Annotated in this window: 23 protein-coding genes, 1 other RNA gene and 1 riboswitch; of the genes, 2 read left to right on the plus strand and 22 right to left on the minus strand. The window is 29.9% G+C overall.

Annotation, left to right across the window (positions count from 1 at the left end):
* Nucleotides 1-32 precede the first annotated feature (32 nt).
* Together Q0V24_RS00525 and Q0V24_RS00530 are read right to left on the minus strand one after the other, a co-directional pair.
* The gene (locus Q0V24_RS00525; RefSeq protein WP_297517467.1) at nucleotides 33-902 is read right to left on the minus strand and encodes a methionyl aminopeptidase; all 870 of its coding nucleotides are present in this window, start codon (nucleotides 900-902) and stop codon (nucleotides 33-35) included.
* 105 nt (nucleotides 903-1,007) lie between these two features.
* Nucleotides 1,008-1,436 (minus strand): N-acetyltransferase, encoded by a 429-nt coding sequence (locus Q0V24_RS00530; protein ID WP_297517469.1) that lies wholly within the window; start codon nucleotides 1,434-1,436, stop codon nucleotides 1,008-1,010.
* A gap of 303 nt (nucleotides 1,437-1,739) precedes the next feature.
* On the opposite strand from Q0V24_RS00530, the gene Q0V24_RS00535 reads away from it, so the two are divergent.
* The gene (locus Q0V24_RS00535; RefSeq protein WP_297517471.1) at nucleotides 1,740-2,252 is read left to right on the plus strand and encodes a ferritin; all 513 of its coding nucleotides are present in this window, start codon (nucleotides 1,740-1,742) and stop codon (nucleotides 2,250-2,252) included.
* A gap of 115 nt (nucleotides 2,253-2,367) precedes the next feature.
* Here the strand turns inward: Q0V24_RS00535 and rnpB are convergent.
* The 11 genes from rnpB to dnaG all read right to left on the minus strand — a co-directional run bounded on the left by rnpB (nucleotide 2,368) and on the right by dnaG (nucleotide 12,028).
* An RNA gene (gene rnpB / locus Q0V24_RS00540) (RNase P RNA component class A) lies at nucleotides 2,368-2,706 on the minus strand.
* A gap of 52 nt (nucleotides 2,707-2,758) precedes the next feature.
* The gene (locus Q0V24_RS00545) at nucleotides 2,759-3,097 is read right to left on the minus strand and encodes a hypothetical protein (RefSeq protein ID WP_297517473.1); all 339 of its coding nucleotides are present in this window, start codon (nucleotides 3,095-3,097) and stop codon (nucleotides 2,759-2,761) included.
* 219 nt (nucleotides 3,098-3,316) lie between these two features.
* Nucleotides 3,317-4,177: an NAD(P)/FAD-dependent oxidoreductase gene (locus Q0V24_RS00550; RefSeq protein ID WP_297517475.1), complete on the minus strand. Its 861-nt coding sequence runs from the start codon at nucleotides 4,175-4,177 to the stop codon at nucleotides 3,317-3,319.
* A gap of 29 nt (nucleotides 4,178-4,206) precedes the next feature.
* Nucleotides 4,207-4,521, minus strand: coding sequence for a thioredoxin (gene trxA, locus Q0V24_RS00555; protein WP_297517477.1), 315 nt, complete (start codon nucleotides 4,519-4,521; stop codon nucleotides 4,207-4,209).
* Nucleotides 4,522-4,919: 398 nt separating this feature from the next.
* The gene (locus tag Q0V24_RS00560; RefSeq protein WP_297517479.1) at nucleotides 4,920-5,612 is read right to left on the minus strand and encodes a radical SAM protein; all 693 of its coding nucleotides are present in this window, start codon (nucleotides 5,610-5,612) and stop codon (nucleotides 4,920-4,922) included.
* Nucleotides 5,613-5,626: 14 nt separating this feature from the next.
* Entirely contained in the window at nucleotides 5,627-6,181 is a 555-nt protein-coding gene (locus Q0V24_RS00565) for an ECF transporter S component (RefSeq protein WP_297517481.1), read from the minus strand.
* 195 nt (nucleotides 6,182-6,376) lie between these two features.
* A riboswitch (PreQ1 riboswitch) is annotated at nucleotides 6,377-6,421 on the minus strand.
* Between the two features lie 149 nt (nucleotides 6,422-6,570).
* Nucleotides 6,571-7,371, minus strand: coding sequence for a Nif3-like dinuclear metal center hexameric protein (locus Q0V24_RS00570; RefSeq protein ID WP_297517482.1), 801 nt, complete (start codon nucleotides 7,369-7,371; stop codon nucleotides 6,571-6,573).
* Between the two features lie 30 nt (nucleotides 7,372-7,401).
* A complete protein-coding gene (locus tag Q0V24_RS00575) occupies nucleotides 7,402-8,097 on the minus strand; it encodes a class I SAM-dependent methyltransferase (RefSeq protein ID WP_297517484.1) in 696 nt (231 codons plus the stop codon).
* A gap of 14 nt (nucleotides 8,098-8,111) precedes the next feature.
* Nucleotides 8,112-8,996, minus strand: coding sequence for a PH domain-containing protein (locus tag Q0V24_RS00580; RefSeq protein ID WP_297517486.1), 885 nt, complete (start codon nucleotides 8,994-8,996; stop codon nucleotides 8,112-8,114).
* A gap of 110 nt (nucleotides 8,997-9,106) precedes the next feature.
* Nucleotides 9,107-10,210 carry an RNA polymerase sigma factor RpoD gene (gene rpoD, locus Q0V24_RS00585; protein WP_297517487.1) on the minus strand — a complete coding sequence of 368 codons (1,104 nt, stop codon included), beginning with the start codon at nucleotides 10,208-10,210 and terminating at the stop codon, nucleotides 9,107-9,109.
* Between the two features lie 30 nt (nucleotides 10,211-10,240).
* Nucleotides 10,241-12,028 carry a DNA primase gene (dnaG, locus tag Q0V24_RS00590; RefSeq protein WP_297517489.1) on the minus strand — a complete coding sequence of 596 codons (1,788 nt, stop codon included), beginning with the start codon at nucleotides 12,026-12,028 and terminating at the stop codon, nucleotides 10,241-10,243.
* Nucleotides 12,029-12,457: 429 nt separating this feature from the next.
* Between dnaG and Q0V24_RS00595 the strand changes: the two genes are divergently transcribed.
* Nucleotides 12,458-13,519 carry a CotS family spore coat protein gene (locus Q0V24_RS00595; protein WP_297517491.1) on the plus strand — a complete coding sequence of 354 codons (1,062 nt, stop codon included), beginning with the start codon at nucleotides 12,458-12,460 and terminating at the stop codon, nucleotides 13,517-13,519.
* Between the two features lie 37 nt (nucleotides 13,520-13,556).
* Here Q0V24_RS00595 and ppdK read toward each other — a convergent pair whose 3' ends face one another.
* The 9 genes from ppdK to Q0V24_RS00640 form a co-directional block, all read right to left on the minus strand.
* Nucleotides 13,557-16,187: a pyruvate, phosphate dikinase gene (gene ppdK / locus Q0V24_RS00600; RefSeq protein WP_297517493.1), complete on the minus strand. Its 2,631-nt coding sequence runs from the start codon at nucleotides 16,185-16,187 to the stop codon at nucleotides 13,557-13,559.
* A gap of 105 nt (nucleotides 16,188-16,292) precedes the next feature.
* On the minus strand, nucleotides 16,293-16,925 hold the full coding sequence (locus Q0V24_RS00605; protein WP_297517495.1) for a helix-turn-helix transcriptional regulator: 633 nt from the start codon (nucleotides 16,923-16,925) through the stop codon (nucleotides 16,293-16,295).
* Nucleotides 16,926-17,041: 116 nt separating this feature from the next.
* On the minus strand, nucleotides 17,042-17,701 hold the full coding sequence (locus Q0V24_RS00610) for a DUF4342 domain-containing protein (RefSeq protein ID WP_297517497.1): 660 nt from the start codon (nucleotides 17,699-17,701) through the stop codon (nucleotides 17,042-17,044).
* Between the two features lie 5 nt (nucleotides 17,702-17,706).
* Complete coding sequence (gene recO / locus Q0V24_RS00615; RefSeq protein WP_297517499.1) at nucleotides 17,707-18,447, minus strand: DNA repair protein RecO; 741 nt, start codon at nucleotides 18,445-18,447, stop codon at nucleotides 17,707-17,709.
* A 15-nt stretch (nucleotides 18,448-18,462) separates the two neighbouring features.
* Nucleotides 18,463-19,347, minus strand: coding sequence for a GTPase Era (gene era / locus Q0V24_RS00620; RefSeq protein ID WP_297517501.1), 885 nt, complete (start codon nucleotides 19,345-19,347; stop codon nucleotides 18,463-18,465).
* A gap of 11 nt (nucleotides 19,348-19,358) precedes the next feature.
* Nucleotides 19,359-19,757, minus strand: a complete 399-nt coding sequence (locus Q0V24_RS00625; RefSeq protein WP_297517503.1) for a cytidine deaminase — start codon at nucleotides 19,755-19,757, stop codon at nucleotides 19,359-19,361.
* A 98-nt stretch (nucleotides 19,758-19,855) separates the two neighbouring features.
* Nucleotides 19,856-20,548 carry a diacylglycerol kinase gene (locus Q0V24_RS00630; protein ID WP_297517504.1) on the minus strand — a complete coding sequence of 231 codons (693 nt, stop codon included), beginning with the start codon at nucleotides 20,546-20,548 and terminating at the stop codon, nucleotides 19,856-19,858.
* A gap of 17 nt (nucleotides 20,549-20,565) precedes the next feature.
* Nucleotides 20,566-21,072, minus strand: a complete 507-nt coding sequence (gene ybeY / locus Q0V24_RS00635) for an rRNA maturation RNase YbeY (protein ID WP_297517505.1) — start codon at nucleotides 21,070-21,072, stop codon at nucleotides 20,566-20,568.
* A 2-nt stretch (nucleotides 21,073-21,074) separates the two neighbouring features.
* Nucleotides 21,075-23,195: an HDIG domain-containing metalloprotein gene (locus tag Q0V24_RS00640; protein WP_297517506.1), complete on the minus strand. Its 2,121-nt coding sequence runs from the start codon at nucleotides 23,193-23,195 to the stop codon at nucleotides 21,075-21,077.
* Nucleotides 23,196-23,249: the final 54 nt, after the last annotated feature.

Here is a 23,249-nt window from a genome sequence, read left to right on the forward strand (position 1 = left end):
AAGTATCAAGGATAACCCTTGATACCTTTATTTTACCATGCTAAAATTTCCACACCATTTTCTGTAACTACGATTGTATGCTCAAATTGCGCTGATAATTTACCATCTGCTGTTCTTGCTATCCAACCATTGTCTTCATCAACTTTAACTTTATAAGTTCCTATATTTATCATAGGTTCTATTGTAAATACCATTCCTGGTACAAGTATCATACCTTCACCTTTTTTACCTACATGAGCTACAAAAGGCTCTTCATGAAACTCATTACCAACTCCATGTCCACCAAAGTCTGTTACTACAGAATATCCTTTAGCTTCAACATATGATTGTATAGCATGACCTATATCATCTATATGTCCCCAAGGTTTAACAGCCTTAACACCTAGTCTTAAAGCTTCTTTAGTTGCTTCAACAAGATTTCTAGCTTCTTCTGAAACTTCACCTATCATAAACATTCTTGAAGCATCTGAGAAATATCCATTTTTAATTGTAGATACATCTACATTAATAATATCTCCATCTTTAAGGATTATATCCTTTGAAGGTATTCCATGACATACTTCAGAATTTATTGAAGTACAAACACTCTTTGGGAATCCCATATAGTTAAGAGGTGCTGGAATTGCATCATGAGCTACTGTATAATCATAAACTAATTTATCTATATCCTCTGTGCTCATTCCTGCCTTAATCTCTTTTGCTACAAGATCAAGAACTCCATTATTAACCTCTGCTGATATTTTAATTCCTTCAATATCTTCAGCTGTTTTTAAGACTTCTCTTGGAGGCATTTCTTCATATGCTCTTCTTAAACTTTCGAACTTTTCATCAAATTCGAAGTGACATTTTTTATATTTTTTACCGCTTCCACACCAGCAAGCATCATTTCTACTTAATTTCATTTATCTCACTCTTTCTTTTTTAAAATTATTTATTACTTTAATTATACTCCTATATGTCTATTTTGTGAACCATCTTATTGATTTCGCTTATCAAACAATTTCTATTTACTTTTTATATTCCATAACATACTCAATTTTATTTGTTTCTTCACTGAAGTTCTCTTCTATTATTTTAAAATTTTGTTTTTTATAGAATTTCACAGAACTATTGTTATCTTTATAAACTTCCAAAGCTAAATAATCATATTTTCCCTTTGCATGGTTCATAAGTTTTGTTCCTATTCCTTTCCCTCTATCTTTATTATCAATAAAAATAGCACCAATAAAACCTTTTTTTAAAATAGCAATAAAGCCTTTTACTATTCCCTCATCTTCATAAACATAAGTTTCACATATTGGTATATACTCATTTTTTACAACTTCACAATTATCTATCCAATAATTTTTACTGATAAAATCATGTGCTATTATTGATGTTTCAAGCCAAATTTCCATAATTCTATCTATATCTTTATTTTCTAAAATTCTAATCATACTACGCCCCTACTTTTATATTAATTCTTTACGTGAACTACTCACCACTTAGCTAAAGCTTGAAGTGGGAGAATTCTCTCAAATTAAGTTAAAAGTTCTTTCATTTAAATTCTTCAGTTATCTTCAGCTAATTTTATATAAATTTTACCATAACCTAAAAAACTAGGCTACTCATAATTCTCTCATTAGATAGATATTTAATATTATTGCCAATATTTATTTGAAAAATCCCTTTAAAAACTGTACTATCTTATATAAGAGGATACTTTTAGTTTCCTCATTTTAACTAAGGAGGAGATTTTTATGTTAAGTAAAAAATTATTAGATGCTCTTACAGAGCAAGTAAATTTTGAATTCTATTCATCATATACTTATTTAGCTATGTCAGCTTACGCTGAATCAATAGATTTTATGGGGGTTGCTAACTACTTTAGAGTTCAAGCTAAAGAAGAATTAGACCATGCAATGAAATTCTACGGTTATTTATTTCAAAAAGGTGGATTTGTTGAGCTTGGTAAAATAGATGCTCCAACTATCAAATATGATAATGTGAAATCTTTATTTGATGCAGCTTATCACCACGAGCAACTTGTAACAGAAAAAATATATCACCTTGCAGATATTGCAACTGAAGAAAGAGAACATGCTACACTTAGCCTGCTTCAATGGTTTATAGATGAGCAAGTTGAAGAAGAAAATAACTTTATAACTATCTTAAAGAAAGTTAAAAGATTTGAAGATAACTTAACAGGAATGTATATGTTAGATGACGAACTAGCTACTAGAGTTTATGTTCCAATTCCAACACAAGCTTAGTATATAAATAAGGTGTTTAATAAGTTTAGTTTAATCTAAATTTGTTAAATGCCTTTTTTTCTTTTTTAAATTTAATTATAAAAAAACCTAGTAGATAAATCTACTAGGTTTCTATGGTGCGACCAAGGCTATAAGCCGGGTCCTGTATTAGACAATCATCTATCTACGACTGCTGTTGCCAACAGCCTCTAGCGACACACCCGAGGACTGAGCGGGTCACTCTTAAATGCCCTCTTATCGGTCTTGCTTCAAGTAGGGTTTACATAGCTATAATGTCACCACTATACTGGTGCGCTCTTACCGCACCGTTCCATCCTTACCTAGTAAACTAGGCGGTCTATTTCTGTTGCACTTTCCTTAGGGTCACCCCCACTGGCCATTAACCAGTACCACGCCCTGTGAAGCCCGGACTTTCCTCCCCTTATTTCTAAGCGGCGATTGTCTGCCTTACTCGCAAGAATTATATTATCATAAAAATATCTAGTTAGCAAGTCCAAATTTTTACATTATTTATATGGATATAATAAAGCCCCCATTAAACAGACTAAAAGAGCAGCTGGAAAAGTAATTACTGCAGACATTAATATAAAACTTATAAGTCCTATACAAACTATCTTCATAGCATGTCCATCATTATGCTTATTCTGTACTTTAAATTTAGTTCCTGAACATTTTTTCTTTGCAAATATTTTTTTCGCATCACAAGAAAGTTTATAAATATCTTCTTTAATTTCATCATATCCGCTTATATTTCTTTTTTCTACTTTATACTTTTTCTTCTTACTTCCTCTATAATTATTGTCCGCCTTATAACTATAGTAAGTATATTTTGGTCTCCCAAACATACAAATCACCTTTTATATTACTTCTTCTTATCATATGATATCTAACTATTTTAAGTTTCTTTAATGTAGTACTAATAACTAAAATTTTCACATTTTTTTATTACTTATTTCAAATTAAAAAAATCCATTTATTAAGGAGATAATCCCCCCTTATAAATGGATTTTTAATATTTGTTATTTTATATACACAAAAATAGAGACTTATTTTTTGAAATTATTTTATTCTTTTCTAGCTAGGTAAGAAGCTGCACTAAGTGCTGCAATATTCCCCTCACCAGCTGATTTGATATATTGATATGGTTTTCCAACACAATCACCCGCTGCATAGCATCCTGCGATATTAGTTTTCATATTTCTATCAACATTTATATGTCCATCAACTATATCAAGACCTGGAACTAACTGTGCTGGTGATATTGAATCTTTTAAAATAAATATACCATCTGTATCAATTTCGCTAGTTTTTAATATAAGTTTATTAGCTTTAAGATTCCCTGTTATTTCAACCGGCGCATCATTAATTATTTCAACTTTATCATTTCCAATATATTCTGTTTTGTACATTGGAATATAATAAACTTTTGAAGCAAGTTCTGAAACAAAATCTACTTCTTCTTCTGCCGCTTTGTTATGACCGATTATTGTTACAATTTTCTCCTTATATAAAGGTGCATCACAAGTTGCACAATAACCAACACCACGCCCAAGGAATTTCTCCTCCCCATTTAGAGGTTTTCCATACTCAACACCAGTTGCTAAAATTATTGACTTAGCATTAACACTTTCATTATTAACTGTTATATCAAAATAATCTCCCATTGCATAAATAGCAGTTACCTTTTTTTCAGTGATTTCAATATCCATTGCAGTTAAATGTTCTTTGAATTTTTCACCAATTTCTTTGCCATTCATACCAGCAAATCCAAGGTAATTATTTATTTTAGGCGCCTTTAAAATTTTTGAGCTTAAATTTTTATTTCCAAATAAAATAAATTTTTTATTACGTATCTTTGCATTAAGAGCAGCTGAAAGTCCAGCTGGACCACTGCCTATTATTGCTATATCATATATATTTTCCATGTTAACTAACCCCTTTAATTTTTTATTTGTTAAAGTACTTTATTTATTAGTTCAATCATCGCAACTTTAGGTTTAAATCCAACAGTTTTTTCTTGTAAAACACCATCTTTAAAGATTAAAATAGCTGGAATATTTGTTATATCATACTCATCTGATAAGTCAGAACAATTATCAACATTAGCTTTAATAAATGTTACATTTTCCATTTCTGATTCTAGTTCCTCTAGTACTGGTCCAAGTTTTTGACATGATCCACACCAATCAGCATAGAAGTCTACAACTACTAGTCCTTTTTTATCAAGTACCTCTTGTTTAAATTCATTTTCATTTAAAGATTTCATCATTTTATTATTCCTCCTCAAGAATTTTTTTTAATTATTATATTTATACTCTACTTATGTAGACTAAATCTTTTAAAATATTATTTACTCGCTGTTTTTTTTTGTGGTGTTGCATTGTTAGTACTACTTTTATCCTTAGTACCCTTCATTATTGCACACATTTTTTTAATTAATTTCATCTTCATCCCTCCTAATGTTTAATCTAAATTTTGTTATCCGTTTGCCTTAAATTAAATATACTCCCTATTAGAACTTCTCACAATTAGGTACTTTTAAGTAACCTTATAAATATTTTTAGCAAGAATAAAGATATTTATACTAAAAAAACTCTATAGATGAGCACTTTTATTTAAGTATCTCTTCTATAGAGTCCATTTTTTATATTTTTATATTAAATTTATTCAATCACCAACACCAAAATCAGTATTTTCAAATAAAACTTCTATTTTTTCATTCTCTCTTAAATATGAGTATTCTTTTTCAAACCATTTAATAAGTTCTTCATCTCTTTTAAATTTTGTTGTATTCTCTGTCCAAATATTTATTGTAGCTCTCTCAAACTGAGTTTCTACAATCTCAATATCTCTTCTTATCATTTCTTTAGTTTGACCTTTTATTCCAACCATAAGACATATAGAATCATAATATTCCTTCACTTCATCTATACTCTTATACTTTACATTCTTAATTAAAATATCATTTCTAAATTCATCATCAAATGTTTCAATTCCTGTTTTAAACAGAACCTGAACACCCTCAAACAAATCTTTCATTTCCCCAAGTCTTTTTCTATAACACCAATGTGCTTCAAAATATAATTTCTTTATATTTTTTTCTTTTACAATTCTTTTAATTTCAGCTAAATCTTCTTTTGGAATTTCAAAAACACTTCCTGAGTTTATAACCTCAAGAACTCCTTTCTCACCAGTAATTTGGGCTAAAATAGGTTTATTAACACTTCTTACTTCACACTTATCCTCTGAATTATCTGAAATATAATCACAAAAACTACACTTTCCCCATACACATGGAAAACTTTTTAGTAAAACAATTTCTCTTTCATTTTTACCATTTATAATATTATATCTATCCAATTATGTCACACCCTTTACTTTAATCTCTTTTTCATTGAAATAGTCATTCTTGCCATTATTATTAGTGAAACTCCTGTACAAAATAACTGATTACCATAATCAGTAATCCCTTGCATCACAAGTGCTGCTGGTACTGGTGCCATCCCTAAAATTCTATTTAAGAATATATAGATATAAGTTGATGCTGATGGTGTAATCCCTCCATAAACATAAACTGTGATGATTGAACTAGTTGTGCTTACAAATAGTATAACTATAAGCATAGACCAAAACATCTTTTTCATATCTATCCAACCTTTTCTATAAAGCCATGCTATTACAAGTCCATTAAATATCTGAACCGGTGCATAATAGAATGATGATGGGTCAAATATAACCCCTGATAATAATGAACCTACTACCCCAACTATAACACCCTCTACAGGTCCCATAAGCATAGCAATTAGATTTGTGCCAATTGCATCTAAGTAAATAGGTATTCTAAATGTCATTGCAATAAATGGTGCTATTACATTTACTGCAATTGCGATAGCCATAAATGCCATCTTAAAGCTAGTCAGCTTTTTCAATTGTATCTCTCCCTTGGTAATATAATTAACCACTGAAGAACTGCAAGTTACTAGAGTGTCTATTGTTTTCTAGTATAGGTTTTAATATTCTGTTTTTTATTAATAAACCATAAGTTTAATTGCTAATAAAGTGTCTTTTATTATAATTTAACCTAAAAAAATACCGCAACAAGGAATAAGCCTTTGTTACAGCTACAGTTCCTAGTTTTTTATAGAAGGATGGTTACGAACTTCTACTAGATTAATTTAACCTAGATTCTATTTAAATATTAAAATATTCTTTTATATTATATCACCGTTCTAACTATATTTAAATACTTAATCTTTTAACAAATTTAAAATAATAAAGAGCAGTTTAAATATCTCTACTTAAACTACTCTTTAATAAATTACATTCTAAATTTAAATGGATCTTTTGCTTTTTGTGAAATAACAAATTCAAGATCTTCGCCCATATCTTTTAATTCTTTTTGAAGCTTTTTATTTACTTCAATTAATACCGGCCACTCTGACTTAAAGTGTCCTATATCAAGAATTGACATCCCCATCTCAGTATAATCTGATACAAAATGATAAGTTGTATCTCCTGTTATAACAAGGTCTGCCCCTCTTTGAACTGCACTTTCAAAGTAACTTTGTCCACTACCATTTACAATAGCAATTTTCTCTATTACTTTTTCTAGGTCTCCTGAATATCTAAGTCCTTTTAAATCAAAAGCTTTATAGCAAATATCCATAATAGCATCAAGTGTTAAAGGATTTTCAAGAGTTACAACCCTACCTATCCCTGCATTATTATCAGCCTTATGTCTATCTATAATTTCTTCTGATTTAAATCCAAGCATGTCTACAATAGTATCATTAATACCCTCTCTAACTGAATCCCAGTTAGTGTGTGCTGAGTATAGATTTATATCATTTTGAATAAGTTTTATAATTTTTCTACCTTGTAGTGTATCTGTTGTTATACTGCTTGGCTTTTTAAAGATTAATGGATGGTGAGTTAAAATAAGCTCTGCTCCAACCTCTTTTGCCTCTTCTATAACTAAATCAGTACAATCAAGTGCTAATAAAACTCTTTTAATATCTTTATTTCTATCACCAACCATAAGACCTACATTATCAAAATCTTCTTTTAAATGTGGTGGTGCTATTCTCTCCATAATTTCTATAAATCTGCTTAATAACATATTAATTACATCCCCTTTATATTTAATAACTTATTTTATCTTTAGTTGTTCTAAAATATTCACCTTATTTCTAAGTTCTTGTTTTTTTGCATTAGCCATTTGTGTATCTTCTTTTATATGAGTTATTACTTTCTCACATCTTGAAATTTTACTATCTAAATAGTCATTTATAAGTGGGTGTTTCTTCTTTAAAAGCACAGGACTTACCTCATAATATATTTCATCTTCAAATTTCAAACTTTCTGCTTCTTTATTATACTTAACCTTAAATAACTCATAATAAGTTCCTTCATCTAAAATTAAATCTTCATCAATAATCTCATATTCATTACTATATAAGAATTCTCTTAAAACTTCTGGATTTTGTGCTGGTTGTAAAATCATAAACTTATAATTTTGAACTTTTTTCATATCAGCAAGAAGTATATCTCTTGTAAGATTTCCACCCATACCAGCTATTACAATACCCTCAACTTCATTTACCTTTAAAGGTTTTAGTCCACCACCAAGATAACAATCAATTTTGCTACTTAGTCCTTCAAAACTTATATTCATCTTAGCCTTACTTATAGGTCCTTTATTAATATCTGATGCTATAGCTCTCTCACATATTCCTCTTTCCACAAGATATATTGGTACATATCCATGGTCAGTTCCTATATCTGCTACACTTTCACATTTATCAACACTGTCTGCTATTGTTTTTAATCTTATGCTTAATTCCATTTTCCATCCTCTTTCTATAAATAATTAATTAATATTTGCACCTGTATATACTCAAATAAACCACTAATAACAAGCGCTAAATACATATATCTTACTGCAACTTTTTTATCATACTTAGCAACAAAATACGATGCATAATACATACAAATTAATATCATAATATTACAAATACCTGATACCATTTGCTTTATAGCAAATTCTTTTCCCGTCCCCATTAAAACAGCATTAAATGTTGTATCAAAACTAAGTGGCATTTTACTTGATAAACCACCTATTAAATATAATATAAACGGGACTAGAATCATAATGCTTATTATAATTGTTGTTATTATAAACGGTATCAAAAATTTCTTATCCTTAAATAATTCTCTATTGTTAACTTTTGTTTCAAATTCTTGTATTGGTATATTTTCATCAAATAATATAGTTAATACTTTATCTATACTATCAGGTGATATTGCATATGAGAAATTCTCTGTATGTAAATATATTACCTTGCTAGATGATGTTATAAAAGCTCTAGTAGCACCTACACCCCTTATAACCATTCTACCAAAAGCATATCTATCCTTACCTACTCCTGCAAGTTTAAACCCATCAATATACTGATCTTTTACTAAAAGACCATTTATCTCTGAAAATTTCACTTCAATTTTTTTAACTCCACTAAAAGCTGTTATTAGAAGTTTATCTTCATAAAAAACATACTTCAATGTTAAATCTAAAAATATATAGTACAAGCACCATATTGAAAAGAAAACCATAATTATAATTACAATTTTGCTCTCTGTATATCCATTAATAAGGTCTAATATTATAAGCATCAAAATATCACATAAAACTAGATACCCAAATAACTCAATACTAGCCTTTCCCCTCTTAGCTTTAAAACAATTCATTATAATATTCCCCCTCTGATATTATAACATATATTGTATATTCTAAATCCCTAAATACCCTATAAGAAAAAGTCATATTTCCCATAAAATAGGTAATATGACTTTTTATATTAATCTAAGTAATCTTTAAGTTTTTTACTTCTACTAGGGTGTCTTAGCTTTCTTAGAGCCTTAGCTTCTATTTGTCTAATTCTTTCTCTAGTTACATTAAACTCTTTACCAACTTCTTCAAGAGTTCTAGCTCTTCCATCATCAAGACCAAATCTTAATCTTAATACTTTCTCTTCTCTTGGTGTAAGAGTATCAAGTACATTAATTAATTGCTCTTTTAATAATGTAAATGCAGCAGCTTCTGCTGGTGCTAATGCATCCTCATCTGGTATAAAATCACCAAGATGTGAATCTTCCTCTTCTCCGATAGGAGTTTCTAATGATACCGGCTCTTGAGCTATTTTTAATATCTCTCTAACCTTATCAACTGGCATATCCATTTGCTTAGATAATTCTTCTGGAAGTGGATCTCTACCAAGTTCTTGTATTAACTGTCTTTGAACTCTTATAAGTTTATTGATAGTTTCAACCATATGAACTGGTATTCTTATAGTTCTAGCTTGGTCTGCAATAGCTCTTGTTATCGCCTGTCTTATCCACCAAGTAGCATATGTTGAGAATTTATAACCTTTTCTATAATCAAACTTTTCAACAGCTTTTATAAGACCTAGGTTACCCTCTTGAATAAGGTCAAGGAATAACATACCTCTTCCTACATATCTTTTAGCTATACTTACAACAAGTCTAAGGTTAGCCTCTGCAAGTTTCTTTCTAGCATAAACACTACCTGCCTCAATTTTTTGTGCAAGATCAATTTCTTCCTCTGATGTAAGAAGTGGCACCTTACCAATTTCTTTAAGGTACATTCTAACAGGATCATCTATAGCAATTCCATCTGGAACTGCTAGAGTTGCTGAATCCTCTTCTTCCTCTTTTTCACCTTCATTTATAACCTCAACACCCATTGACTCAAGAACTTCATATATCTGTTCTATTTGTTCTGGTGTTAATTCTATCTCCTCAAGCTCTTCCATTATCTCTTTATAAGTTAACGAACCACTCTTCTTACCTTTATCAATTAGCTTCTTTACTATTACCATTCTGGCATTTTTGTCTTTAACTTCTACTTTAGTATTACCCTTTGCGTTTGCTTTATCTTTCATGGGTTTGCCTCCTTCCGATTTAAGAACCATCTACTTCTTCAAACTCCTTAGTTTACCCTGTACTTCCTTCGATTGCTTTAAATATGATAAGGATGCTTCTATATCTCCTAATCGTTCACTATCCTTAAGCTTTTTCATCACGAATTCTTGTTCTTTCTTTAACTTGTGAGTTTTAATTATAAATATATAATCTTTTATTAAATTTTCCGAATCTAAGTTTTTACCTATATCAGCTAACTCTCTTATTTTCAAAAGTTCTTTTATAAGATCTGCCTGATCACATCTAAGCTCTAAATTCTTATATATGTCCTCGAATCCTTTACTAGCTATAATTTCTTCAGCTAAAGAATATAAACTTTTATAAAGTTCATCTATACAGTCATCCCTTGAAAATCTTTCTTTTATAAATTCATAATTGCTTTCACTAAGCATTAAGCAAAAAAGATTTCTAATTGATTTAACATATGCAGGTTCTATATATAATTTTGTTCCATAATATTCCGTATTATTCATATTTCTATTATTTTTATTAAAACTACTTAATTTAGCCTTAAGTAAATCATATATTGCCTGTTCCTTAATTCCTGTTTCCTCAGATATTTTTTTAATATAAACATCTTTTTCTACCGGATTAATTTTTGCTAAAACTTCCGTAATTCTGTCTCCATACTTAACAAGGTCCTCTTGTACTTTAAGATTTAAGCCTTGCTTTGAAACAGTTAACTTATACTCAATTAACTTTTGAGCATTCTTTATAAGCTTTAAAAAAGCTTCTTTTCCATTAACTCTTACAAACTCGTCTGGATCCTTCCCTTTAGGTATAGTAAGAACTCTAACATCCAATCCAACCTCTGTTAATACATCTAATCCTCTAAGTGTAGCCATTTGACCTGCTAGATCAGCATCATAAGATATAATTACTGTATCGGCATATTTCCTCAAAAGTTTACCTTGCTTAACTGTAAGCGCAGTCCCAAGTGATGCCACAGCATTCATAATCCCATACTGATGAAGTGATATACAATCCATATAACCCTCAACCATTATCATAGTCCTATCTTTTATACCATTGTTTTTTATTACAAAATTTAAACCATAAAGATTTGTACCTTTATCAAATATTAATGTTTCTGGTGAATTAAGATATTTAGGTTTAGAATCATCTAATACTCTTCCACCAAATCCTATAACATTTCCATAGACATCAAACACCGGAAAAATTACTCTATTTCTAAATCTATCATAAGAAGAATTTTTCTCCTCATTAAAAATAACAAGCCCTGTTTCTTTCATTATGTCTTTATTAAGACCTAAACCAGTTAAAAAGCCTAAAGTTTCTCTCCAGCCATCTTTAGCATACCCTATGCCAAATGACCTTAAAGTCTGTTCTGTAAGACCTCTTCTAAAGAAATACTCCTTAATTTTCGGGTCTTTCTGAAGATTTGCAAAATAATATCTTGCAGTTTCTTTATTAATTTTTCTAAGGACTTTCTTTTTTTCATCTCTTGGATCTTTTTCGCCTCTTTTAAAATCAATATTAATATTAACTCTTTCTGCTAGATATTTTAAAGCATCAACAAAATTTAAGTTTCTGACCTTCATTATAAAGCTAATTACATTCCCTGCTTCACCACAACCAAAACACTTAAAAATTTGTTTGTCCTCAGAAACACTAAAAGATGGTGATTTCTCATTATGAAAAGGACATAACCCAGAAAAGTTTTTTCCTGACTTTTTAAGCGTAACATATTCTGATATTACATCTGCAATATCATTCTCTTCTTTTACTCTTTCTATTATTTCCTCTGGAATTTTCAAAAAACTCCCACCTTACCTTTTAAACTTTTCCCTGAACTATTATTAATTCGACATTAAACTTCAAAATCCTCTTTTTATTTTAAACTTTATTTATTTTTCTTCACCTTTTATATATTTTTGTCTAATTAATAAAATTTAAATCATTTTTTTAATCATTTTTCTTTCTTTTTTTTCTTATAATCTTTATAGTTTGTAATATTAAACTTTTATATGTATCCTTTATCAGTTAATTTAACAGCAAAATGAACTATAAAATAAATTCTCCATCTATAATATTCTATAAGAATTCTCAAAATCCTCTTATTTAGGCATTTAATTAGAATTTCTTTCTAATTACTCCATTATTCTAATTAAATCTTCTTAGTTTAGTATAATATTTTACTCAATATAATATGTATATAATAGGTAATTTTATCTAGGAGGATTTACATGAATGGTAACAAAAAATCTATCAGCAGTGAGAAAGAACTTTTAAAACTTGCAACTGATTATGTTTTACCAGAGTATCAGATTAAAGATGCTACTATAGAACAAATTAAAATTAAGAATACTGAAAAGCATAGAGCCGTTTATAAAGTTTCAAATGCGACTGAAAGCTATTGTCTCAAAAAAATATATTTTGATGAAAAGAAACTTCTATTTATGTACTCAGCAATGCAATGGCTTCACAAGTATGGTTTTAATGTGCCTATACTAATGAAAACTAAAACTGGAAGTAGATTTGTAAAGACAAACAACTTTATATTTATTCTTACTCCTTGGGTTCCTGGTGGCAAATGTGACTTTGACAATCTCGAACATCTTACTCTTGCTGCTAAAAATTTAGCTTTAGTTCATAAAGCTACAGTAAATTTTATTCCTATAAAAGGATGTCATGAAAAAAAGGGGTATGACAATCTATACATATCCATAAGTAAACATTTCAACAAACTATTAGCATGTTATAATCTTGCTAATAAAAAAAAGGATCGTTTTTCAAAAATATTTCTTGAACATTTTGATGATAATATAGAACTCGCAAAATTTGCACTTGAAATTTCATCATCTATAGATTTTGATAATCTTAGCAAATCCCTTTGTCATGGTGATTATGTAAATAAAAACTTATTAGTAGATATTGATAATATTTATATGATAGACTTTGATAAATGTTCATATGACTATTCTATGAGTGATTTATCCTACTTTTTAAGACGATTATTAAAAAGAAGTGATACTAACTGGGATTTTAAAATTGCTAAGAATATAATCATGTCTTATAACAGCAAAAAAGCTCTTACAGTAGATGATTTGAAATATCTTATGGTTTATCTATCTTTTCCTCAAAAGTATTGGAGAACTTCTCGAGACTACTTTGCAAGTATCTCTAAATGTAACAAAAAATCTTCTCGTGATTCTCTACTATCAACCGTTGCTAAAACACCAAATCAAAGACTTATGGTTGAGCAATTCAAAGTTTTCTTTTCTGAAGAATTCAATATAATATTTTAAAAAAGAGCTACGCATTTTACTGCGTAGCTCTTAATTTTCATCTTTTATTTTTAACTTGTGCATGTGCTGCTGCAAGTCTTGCAACTGGCACTCTAAATGGTGAACAACTTACATAGTTTAATCCAAGATTATGACAGAACTCTATTGAAGCCGGATCTCCACCATGCTCCCCACAAATTCCAAGCTTGATATCTTCTCTTGTAAGCTTACCTTTCTCTACAGCAATTTTCATAAGCGCACCTACACCTATTTGATCAAGTTTTGCAAATGGATCTTGCTCATAAATTGAATTTATATAATAATCATTTAAGAACTTAGCAGCATCATCTCTTGAAAATCCAAATGTCATTTGTGTTAAATCATTTGTTCCAAATGAGAAGAATTCTGCTTCTTTAGCTATTTCATCTGCTGTTATAGCAGCTCTTGGAATTTCTATCATAGTTCCCACTTTATAATCAAGAACTACATTATTTTCTTCCATAACTGTTTTTGCCGTTTGCACAACAATATTTTTTACATATGCAAGTTCCTTAATTTCTCCTACAAGAGGAATCATTATTTCTGGAACTACAACAAAAGTATTTTTTTGCTGAACTATTATGGCAGCTTCAATTACAGCTCTTGTTTGCATTTCTGCTATTTCTGGATATGAAACTGATAATCTACAGCCTCTATGTCCCATCATTGGGTTAAACTCATGCAAGCTATCTATAGTAGCCTTAACTTCCTCAACGCTTATATCCATTTGAGTAGCAAGATTTACTATATCGCCCTCATCAGTTGGTAAAAATTCATGTAAAGGTGGATCTAAGAATCTTATAGTAACTGGTTTTCCTTCTAAAGCCTCATAGATACCAATAAAATCTTCTCTTTGTATTGGAAGAAGTTTTTCAAGCGCAACTTTTCTTTGAGAAACATCTTTAGATAAAATCATTTCTCTCACAGCTGCAATTCTATCTTCTGCAAAGAACATATGCTCTGTTCTACAAAGACCAATTCCTTCTGCACCAAACTCAACAGCTTGTCTTGCATCTTTTGGAGTATCAGCATTACTTCTTATTTCTAATGATCTTATTTCATCTGCCCACCCCATAAATGTTGCAAAATAACCACTAATCTCTGGAGTTTCTGTTTCTAACTTTTCTCCATATACATTCCCTGTAGCACCATCTATTGAAATGAAATCATCTTTTGTTAAAACCACTCCATTAACTGTCACAGTTTTAGCTACTTCATTAACTTTTAGCTCACCACAACCTGCAACACAGCATGTCCCCATCCCTCTGGCAACAACGGCTGCATGAGATGTCATTCCACCTCTAACAGTTAAAATACCTTGTGCTGCAATCATACCTTCAATATCTTCTGGAGATGTTTCAAGTCTTACAAGCACTACATTCTCACCAGCTTCTTTTCTCTCTTTTGCTTCATTAGCAGTAAATGCAATTTTTCCACAAGCCGCACCAGGAGATGCAGGTAGACCTTTACATAAGGCCTTAGCCTCTTTTAAATTAGCAGCTGTAAATGTTGGATGAAGTAATGTATCAAGTTGTTTTGGTTCAACTTTTAAAATTGCCTGCTCTTTTGTAAGCATTTCTTCTTCAACTAAATTAACTGCTATTTTAAGAGCTGCCTGTGCTGTTCTTTTTCCATTTCTTGTTTGTAAGAAATATAACTTTCCTTCTTCAATAGTGAATTCCATATCCTGCATATCTCTATAATGCTCTTCAAGTCTATTAACAATATCCATAAACTCATCATAGATAACTTTATTTTGCTCTTCAAGTTCTGATATTGGATTCGGTGTTCTAATACCAGCAACAACATCCTCACCTTGTGCATTCATAAGATATTCTCCATAAATTCCAGTATCACCAGTAGCTGGATTTCTTGAGAATGCAACCCCTGTTCCAGAAGTTTCTCCCTTATTTCCAAATACCATTTGCTGAATATTTACTGCAGTTCCCCAAGCTTTTGGTATATCATTAAGTCTTCTATATACTACAGCTCTTGGGTTATCCCATGATCTAAATACAGCTTTTATAGATTCTATTAACTGCACTTTTGGATCTGCTGGAAATTCTTCACCTTTTTCTTTTTTATATAAAGCTTTATATCTTAAAACCAACTCTTTTAAATCATCTGCTATTAAATCTGTGTCATACTCAACATTCTTTTCTTCTTTCAATTCATCTATTAAATCTTCAAATAATCTCTTTTCAACATTCATAACAACATCTGAGAACATTTGAATGAATCTTCTATAAGAATCATACGCAAATCTTGGATTATTAGTAAGTATTGCCATAGCCTCTGTAGCCTCATCATTCAAACCAAGGTTTAAAACAGTATCCATCATACCTGGCATAGAAACTCTAGCACCTGATCTTACTGATAAAAGTAGTGGGTCTGTCATTGATCCAAATTTCTTCCCTGTAACTTCCTCAAGTTCTGCAAGCTTTGAATCAATTTGAGCAATAACTTCATCAGAAATAACTTTTCCATCCTCGTAATATTTATTACAAGCCTCTGTAGATACAGTAAATCCCTGAGGTACTGGAATTCCTAAGTTAACCATCTCTGATAAGTTAGCCCCCTTACCACCTAGTAAGTTTTTCATACTTGTATTACCCTCACTAAAAAGGTATACATATTGATTATTTTCCATTTAACCATTCCTCCATTTAATAAGAATTTGCATTACTAAAATGTATCTTTATACTCCTATATTATTATTAAAGATATAACACTTATTCTTAAAAGCGGAAAAATTTTATTCTTTTTTTCCTAGTTTAACTAGCAATTTTGTTATGTTAGTTTTAGATACTTTACCAATTATTTTATAGCCAATACTCTCTCCATCTATGACTTCTTCAACTACTGGTATAGAATCTATTTCATGTGAAATTATTTTTTTTGCTACTTCAAAAGCTGTATCATTAATAGTAGCTGTAATTATGTTTGGCATTCTTGTCATTATCACCCCAACAGGAACTTTATAAATATCAGTACCACCTATAGCAACTTTTAAAAAGTCTTTTCTTGATACCGCACCTGTAAGTATACCTTCATTTTCTACAAATATAGTACCTACATCTTTTAAAAACAAATAAACTATTGCATCATGTACCATAGTATTTTCTTGTATAACACTTGGTTTTGACATTATATCAGCAACTGTAATCCCACTTATTTTTTCAAATATAATACTATTAGAAGGTTTATCTGAACAAATATACCCGACTTTAGGCTTTGCACTAAGTATACCTAGCATTGTTAAAACAGCAAGATCTGGTCTTAAAGCTGCTCTTGTTACTCCTAGCTTAGATGCTAATTTTTCTGATGTTATAGGAGCTCCTGCTTTTACTAAGCTAACTATTTCTTCTTGTCTATTAGTTAGTTTCAATCATACTACCCTCTTTCATAAAATTTAAAAGGAATATTTATCTATAGTTCACTTAATTAAATCTTTCAAAATTAAATAATATATAAATAAAATATTCCTCTTGGTCTCATATTAAATTAATTTACGTCTTCAAAATTCACTGTGTAAGAAAAATTAGAACTATTATCTAAATCTTTGATTTTTGTAGTCTTCATAGATTTAATAGTATCTATAACACTAATTTTTTCTTCACTATCATGCTTTGACCTCAAATCTTGTGCTTTCAACTTCATGAATGCTGTTGCAATACCTGCAACATTTTTACTTTTATCCTTTAAATCCGATGCTGTGCTTTTAACTATTTTATTTACAATTTCTACAGATCCATCAGTTTTAGTTATTTCAATAGTAAGTTTTGCACCTACTACTGCAACCGCTGCCACCACAAGAACTGGAGGTAATAAAATTGCGATAACTCCTGCTGCTATCCCTGTATTTACAGGCACATCTGCAAGAACACTATCATCTTTTTTAATTTTAATTCTAGAAACAGTTCCTTTATTTACAAGATTCATTATAAATCCTTTAAATTCATCTACGGTTTCTTCTTTCTTGCACTTACTCTCTTTTTCCTTTTCACAGTGCTCTAAATATTCACCTTGCTGACTTTCTTCAATATTAATAATTGCACTCAGAACATCTCCATTTGCAATTTCTAAAGCAGCTTTTGCTTCTTTATAAGTAACACAAGTTCTTTCAAGTATTTGATCAACTTTTTCTAGTGTAATTTTTTCCACTATAATCACTCCTTTATAAACTTTAACATTTCTAAACTTTTGGGTCTTCTTGAATAATTATTTGAAATTATAGCTTCTGTAACTCTAAATATTTCTTTTTTCATATCATCATTTAGATTTACTTTATAAACCATATCTAAAGTAGCATTATTTAAGAATCTTAAAGCACTAAAAGATGCTCTACTTATATAAATTCCATGATCTTTCTCGCAATTTTCACAAACTCCACCAAAATACGATAAACTCATATAAGTTGAACTTTGTAGCTTTTTTTTGCACATAACGCAAGTATCAAAGTTTAGTCCATATCCTGTTGCCTTTAAAAGCTTTAGCTCAAAAGCTCTTGTTAAAAGTTCATAATTTAAAGCATCTGTATCTAAAAGATATATAGCTGTTACAAACTCTTTATAAAGTGTAAAATTCTTATCCTCGTCTTCAGTTGAAATATCTATAAGTTCACACAGGTATGTTGAATAAGTTAACTTTTCAAGATCATTTAAAAGTCCCTGAAATGAATTTCTTATTTTCCCCTCTGATAACCTACACATCCCTTTTCCTTTAAATAAAAGATAATCACCAAAACAAAGAGGCAAAGTGACTGAAAATAAATCACTTTTACTTCTTTTAGACCCTTTTGCTACTGCAGAAATTTTTCCATAGTTTTCTGTATAAAGCCATATTAGTTTATCATTATCTTTATAATCTAAGGTCTTAATAACAATTCCGCTTGTTTTTAAAAGTCCCAAACGAAATCCCCCTATCTACTTTTTGTAGCCAAGTTCTTTTAAGAATGTATTATTATCTCTCCACTCTTTTCTAACCTTAACCCAAACTTTTATATTAACCTTTTCTCTTAAGAATCTTTCAAGTTCAAATCTAGCTGCTGAACCTATCTTTTTAAGAGTTTGGCCTTCTTTACCTATAATAATTCCTTTATGTGAATCTTTTTCACATATTAAATCAACTTCTATCTCATATTTCCCATTTTTAGCTTGTTTCATCTGAATAACATCCACAGCTATTCCATGAGGTACTTCTTCACTTAAACATTTTAAAGCTTTTTCTCTTACGATTTCTGAAACAACAAATTTCTCTGAAACTTCTGTTATCATATCATCTGGATAATACTTTGGACCCTCTGGCATATAACCTACCATAAGTTCTATAAGTTTATCTGTATTTTTAGCTTTAATTGCTGATATTGGGATGATTTCTGCAAAATCATACTCTTTTGCATACTGCATTAATGTAGTAGCAACTTTTTCTGGTTTTACTTGATCTGTTTTATTTAAAACAAATATAACTGGTGCTTTTTGAACTTTAAGTTGTTCTAAAATAAACTTATCACCTCTTCCAAGCTCTCCGTCTGGTGTAGTTAAAAATAATACAAGATCTACTTCTTTTATAGATGATGTAGCACTATTAACCATATACTCTCCTAATTTATGCTTAGGCTTATGTATTCCTGGAGTATCAACGAATACTACTTGATAATCATCACCAGTTAATATTGTTTGTATATTATTTCTTGTTGTTTGAGGTTTATTTGAAACTATTGAAAGTTTCTCACCCATTAATAAATTTAATAATGTTGATTTTCCAACATTTGGTCTTCCTACTATTGTTACATATCCTGATTTGAACATTCAAATCCTCCTTAGTTATCTAAATCTTTTTTTGAAAACATCCCTGGGACAATTTCCCCTATAGTTGTTTCAATATACTCTTCTTCTGATTTTACAATATAAATTTTCATATTATCATCTTTAGCAAACTCTACCATTACCTGTCTACAAATTCCACATGGATAAGTAAAGTTTTTAGTATCTCCAATTAAAGCTATAGCCTCTAATGTTCTTGCACCAGTTGCCACCCCTGTAAATATCGCAGTTCTTTCAGCACAGTTTGTTGCACCATATGAAGCGTTTTCAACATTGCAACCTGTATAAATATTCCCATCTTCAAATAGTGCAGCCGCACCTACTTTAAAATCTGAATATGGACAATAAGCTTTTTCTCTTGCTTCAATAGCCATTTTAATTAACTTTTTCTTCATAATCACTGCCTCCAAACTTCTAAATATTATAAAATGTACCCTATTGAAACAATAGGGTACGTTAATTATAGCACTAATTTATTATTTTATAAATTTTTTTAGTTAAAAATCTTAAATATAACAACAGTTACAGAAATTCCTAAAATAGCACCTACTATAACTTCGTTTACAGTATGTACCTTAGAATCTACTCTGCTTTGTGCTGTTATTAATGCCATAAAGTAACTTAGCATATATACTATCGGCTCATTAGATATCATTGATATACATGTAGCAACTGAAAATGCTATTGCACTATGACCAGATGGCATCCCACCTTGAAGTGGTGTACCCTCTCCCCAAATTGCTTTTGCAATTACAGTTAATATAGCAACAATCATTATAACTATAAAAATTAAAAAATGATCTTTATCTTTAATTTTTGTTACAAGTTCATAGGTTATCTGTGTAATCTTATCTCCAAATACTATATAACCTACTAAGATTGCATTTAGTGCTGTTAAAAAGACTGCACCTGCTGCTGTATCTTTAGCTATTTTAGCAAGTGGATGGTAATGATTAGTACTAAGGTCTATAACACTCTCTATTGCAGTATTTATAAGTTCTGCAACAACCACTAATGTAATACAAATTGACAATGCAATAAACTCAAGCTTACTTATATTATAAAAGAATGTTGCAAAAAGCACTATTAGGGCAATCCCAAAATGTATTCGCATATTCCTTTGAGTTCTAAGTGCATATATTATTCCATTTATCGCAAAATTAAAGCTATCTAAAAGTTTTTTCACTGTTTACCCATTCACCTCTAATCGTTTCTAGTCATATTAAGTTTTGACAGAATCTCTTCCTCTCTAGCTCTCATTACCTTTTTCTCTTCATCTTCCATATGATCATATCCTAAAAGATGTAATACTGAATGAACCACAAGGTATGAACACTCTCTACTAAATGAATGATTAAATTCTGCTCTTTGTTCATCAGCTCTTTCAAAAGATAATACAATATCCCCAAGAATTAATTCGTCACCATCAAAATAGGTTCTACTTAATTCTTTACCAGTATATGCATCTTTATACACTTTTCTATCTGGATAATCAATCATTGGAAAAGATAATACATCTGTAGCTTTATCTATCCCTCTTATCTCATTATTTATCTCTTTAATTGTTTCATTATCTACAAAAACAAGAGAAACCTCACAAATATTATCAACTAGTTCTTCTTTTAAAGTGAATTCTATAGTACTTTTTAAAATATTTTCAAATTCTTCATCCACTTCGAATTTATCTTGTCTGTTATCTATATAAATCAAATTTATTTCTCCTTCTCATCTTTTGGGTACTCAATTCTTTGATGATAAATACCATTTAGAGCTTTAAGGAAACAATTTCTTATATCCTCTATATCCTTTAATGTTAAATCACAATTATTAAGCTGTCCTGACTCTAATTTATCCTTAATTATAAAATTAACCATCTTCTCTATACTCTCAGGTGTATGCTCTTTGATAGACCTTACAGAAGCTTCTACTGAATCTGATAGCATAACTATCCCTTGCTCTTTAGTAGTTGGCTTTGGACCTGGATATCTAAAATCATCTTCCTTAACATCATCTGGATTCTCAGCATTATTTCTAGTGTTTATATAGAAATATTTAACTAAAGTATCACCATGATGTGTTCCTATGAAACTTTCTATATCTTTTGGTAAATTATGTTCTCTTGCCATCTCAAGTCCATCTTTCACATGAGATATTATAATTTTTGCACTAAGTTTATCTGAAATCTTATTATGCGGGTTTTCTATCCCTATTTGATTTTCTTTAAAGAAATATGGTCTTTTTGTCTTACCAACATCATGATAATACGCTCCAATCCTAACCATAAGTGCATTAGCACCAATTGCCTCTGCTGCAAGTTCTGCAAGATTAGCAACTAAAACACTATGATGATAAGTCCCTGGGGCCTCCATAAGTAATTTCTTTAAAAGAGGACTATTAGGATTTGATAATTCTAATAATTTAACAGTTGTTACTATATCAAACGCAGCTTCAAAAAATGGTAATATCCCAACAGCTAATACCCCTGATAATATCCCACCAATAACTGTATATCCAGAATTAACAATAACTTCCATAAAATTATTAGTTGTAAGAGAGCCAATTGCAAGAGTTGTTACTCCTGTAATTATTGCTATTATAAGTGATGCAATTAATATATCATTTCTTTGTTGCATCCGTCTAAGTATCACCGCCCCTATAACAGAACTTATTACAGCTATTAAAATAATAACAGGATTAAAATTAGTCGCGCCTGCTATAATTAATACATTTAATCCACTAATAACTAATGATATCTTATAATTTGTAAGAAGCGTCATTAATATCGGTGCAAAAGCAAGTGGAATTAAAAATGGTGAAAAAATTGTTGTTACTCTTGCTATTAGTATTGCTATAACATTTAAAATACTTATAAGTAAAAGTTTTGATATATTATCAAAAACCTTTTTATGATATTTATAAAGATATATATATTGCATAAGCATAACTATTAAAATTAATGCCCCAAGCGATAAATATATTGGCCAATTTGTCTTTGATGTATTTAATAAACCAAGTTCACTAAGTAAAGCTATTTGATTCTGCGTAACAGGCTCTCCATCACTAACAATAATTTGACCTTTCTTTACAACTACAGGTGCAACATCTTTTTCAACATTATTTATTGCAGCCTCTGTCATTGTTTTATCATAGAAAAAGTTTGGTTGAATAGCTACCAAATCTATTTTATAAACTATTCCAGCTAGAACATCATTAATACCCTCTGACTCTGTTTGTTCTAACGCTCTAATTCTTGCATCTTTAACTGTATATGATTTAATATCACCAGTATTTTCTGCGGTATCATTTGGATCGCTTATAGGACTTGCATAAGCAGCCGTTAATGAACTTAAAGTTATTTTTTGAAGTCCTGTAAGTTCCTCTGGTGTTAATGCTAAAATCGCCTCATATTCACTATTACTAATATTAAAAGTCTTATACGTTGTAGAAAGAGTCTTAATCTCATTTGTTAAATCACTTTGTGCTGTTGTTTGGTTATTTGTAGCACTTTCTTTATTTAAAGCATTCTGCTTAATAATTTTATTAACATCTACAAAAAAATCATTAACATTGGTTTTTGCATTAGTAAAAACTGTATCACTTAAAGAATACTGTTTATTAACTTTTGCAAGTTCAGCCTTTCGAAGTGCTTGTGTTGCATTCTCATCAACAATCTCTCTACTAGCTTTTATATTAATATTAGCTATATCTCCACTTTTCAAATCATACTTTTTATTTACTAAACTCGTAGCAAGTATTAAATATATAGCAATAAATACACCTACGAATAGTAATATTTTATTTGTGTCACTTAATATACCTTTGGCTTTTGACAAGTATTTCTTCACTTTACCTCACCTTCTCCTCTTTGATATATTAAAAATTATATT

The sequence above is a fragment of the uncultured Clostridium sp. genome, from assembly GCF_947039605.1.
Lineage (GTDB): Bacteria > Bacillota > Clostridia > Clostridiales > Clostridiaceae > Sarcina.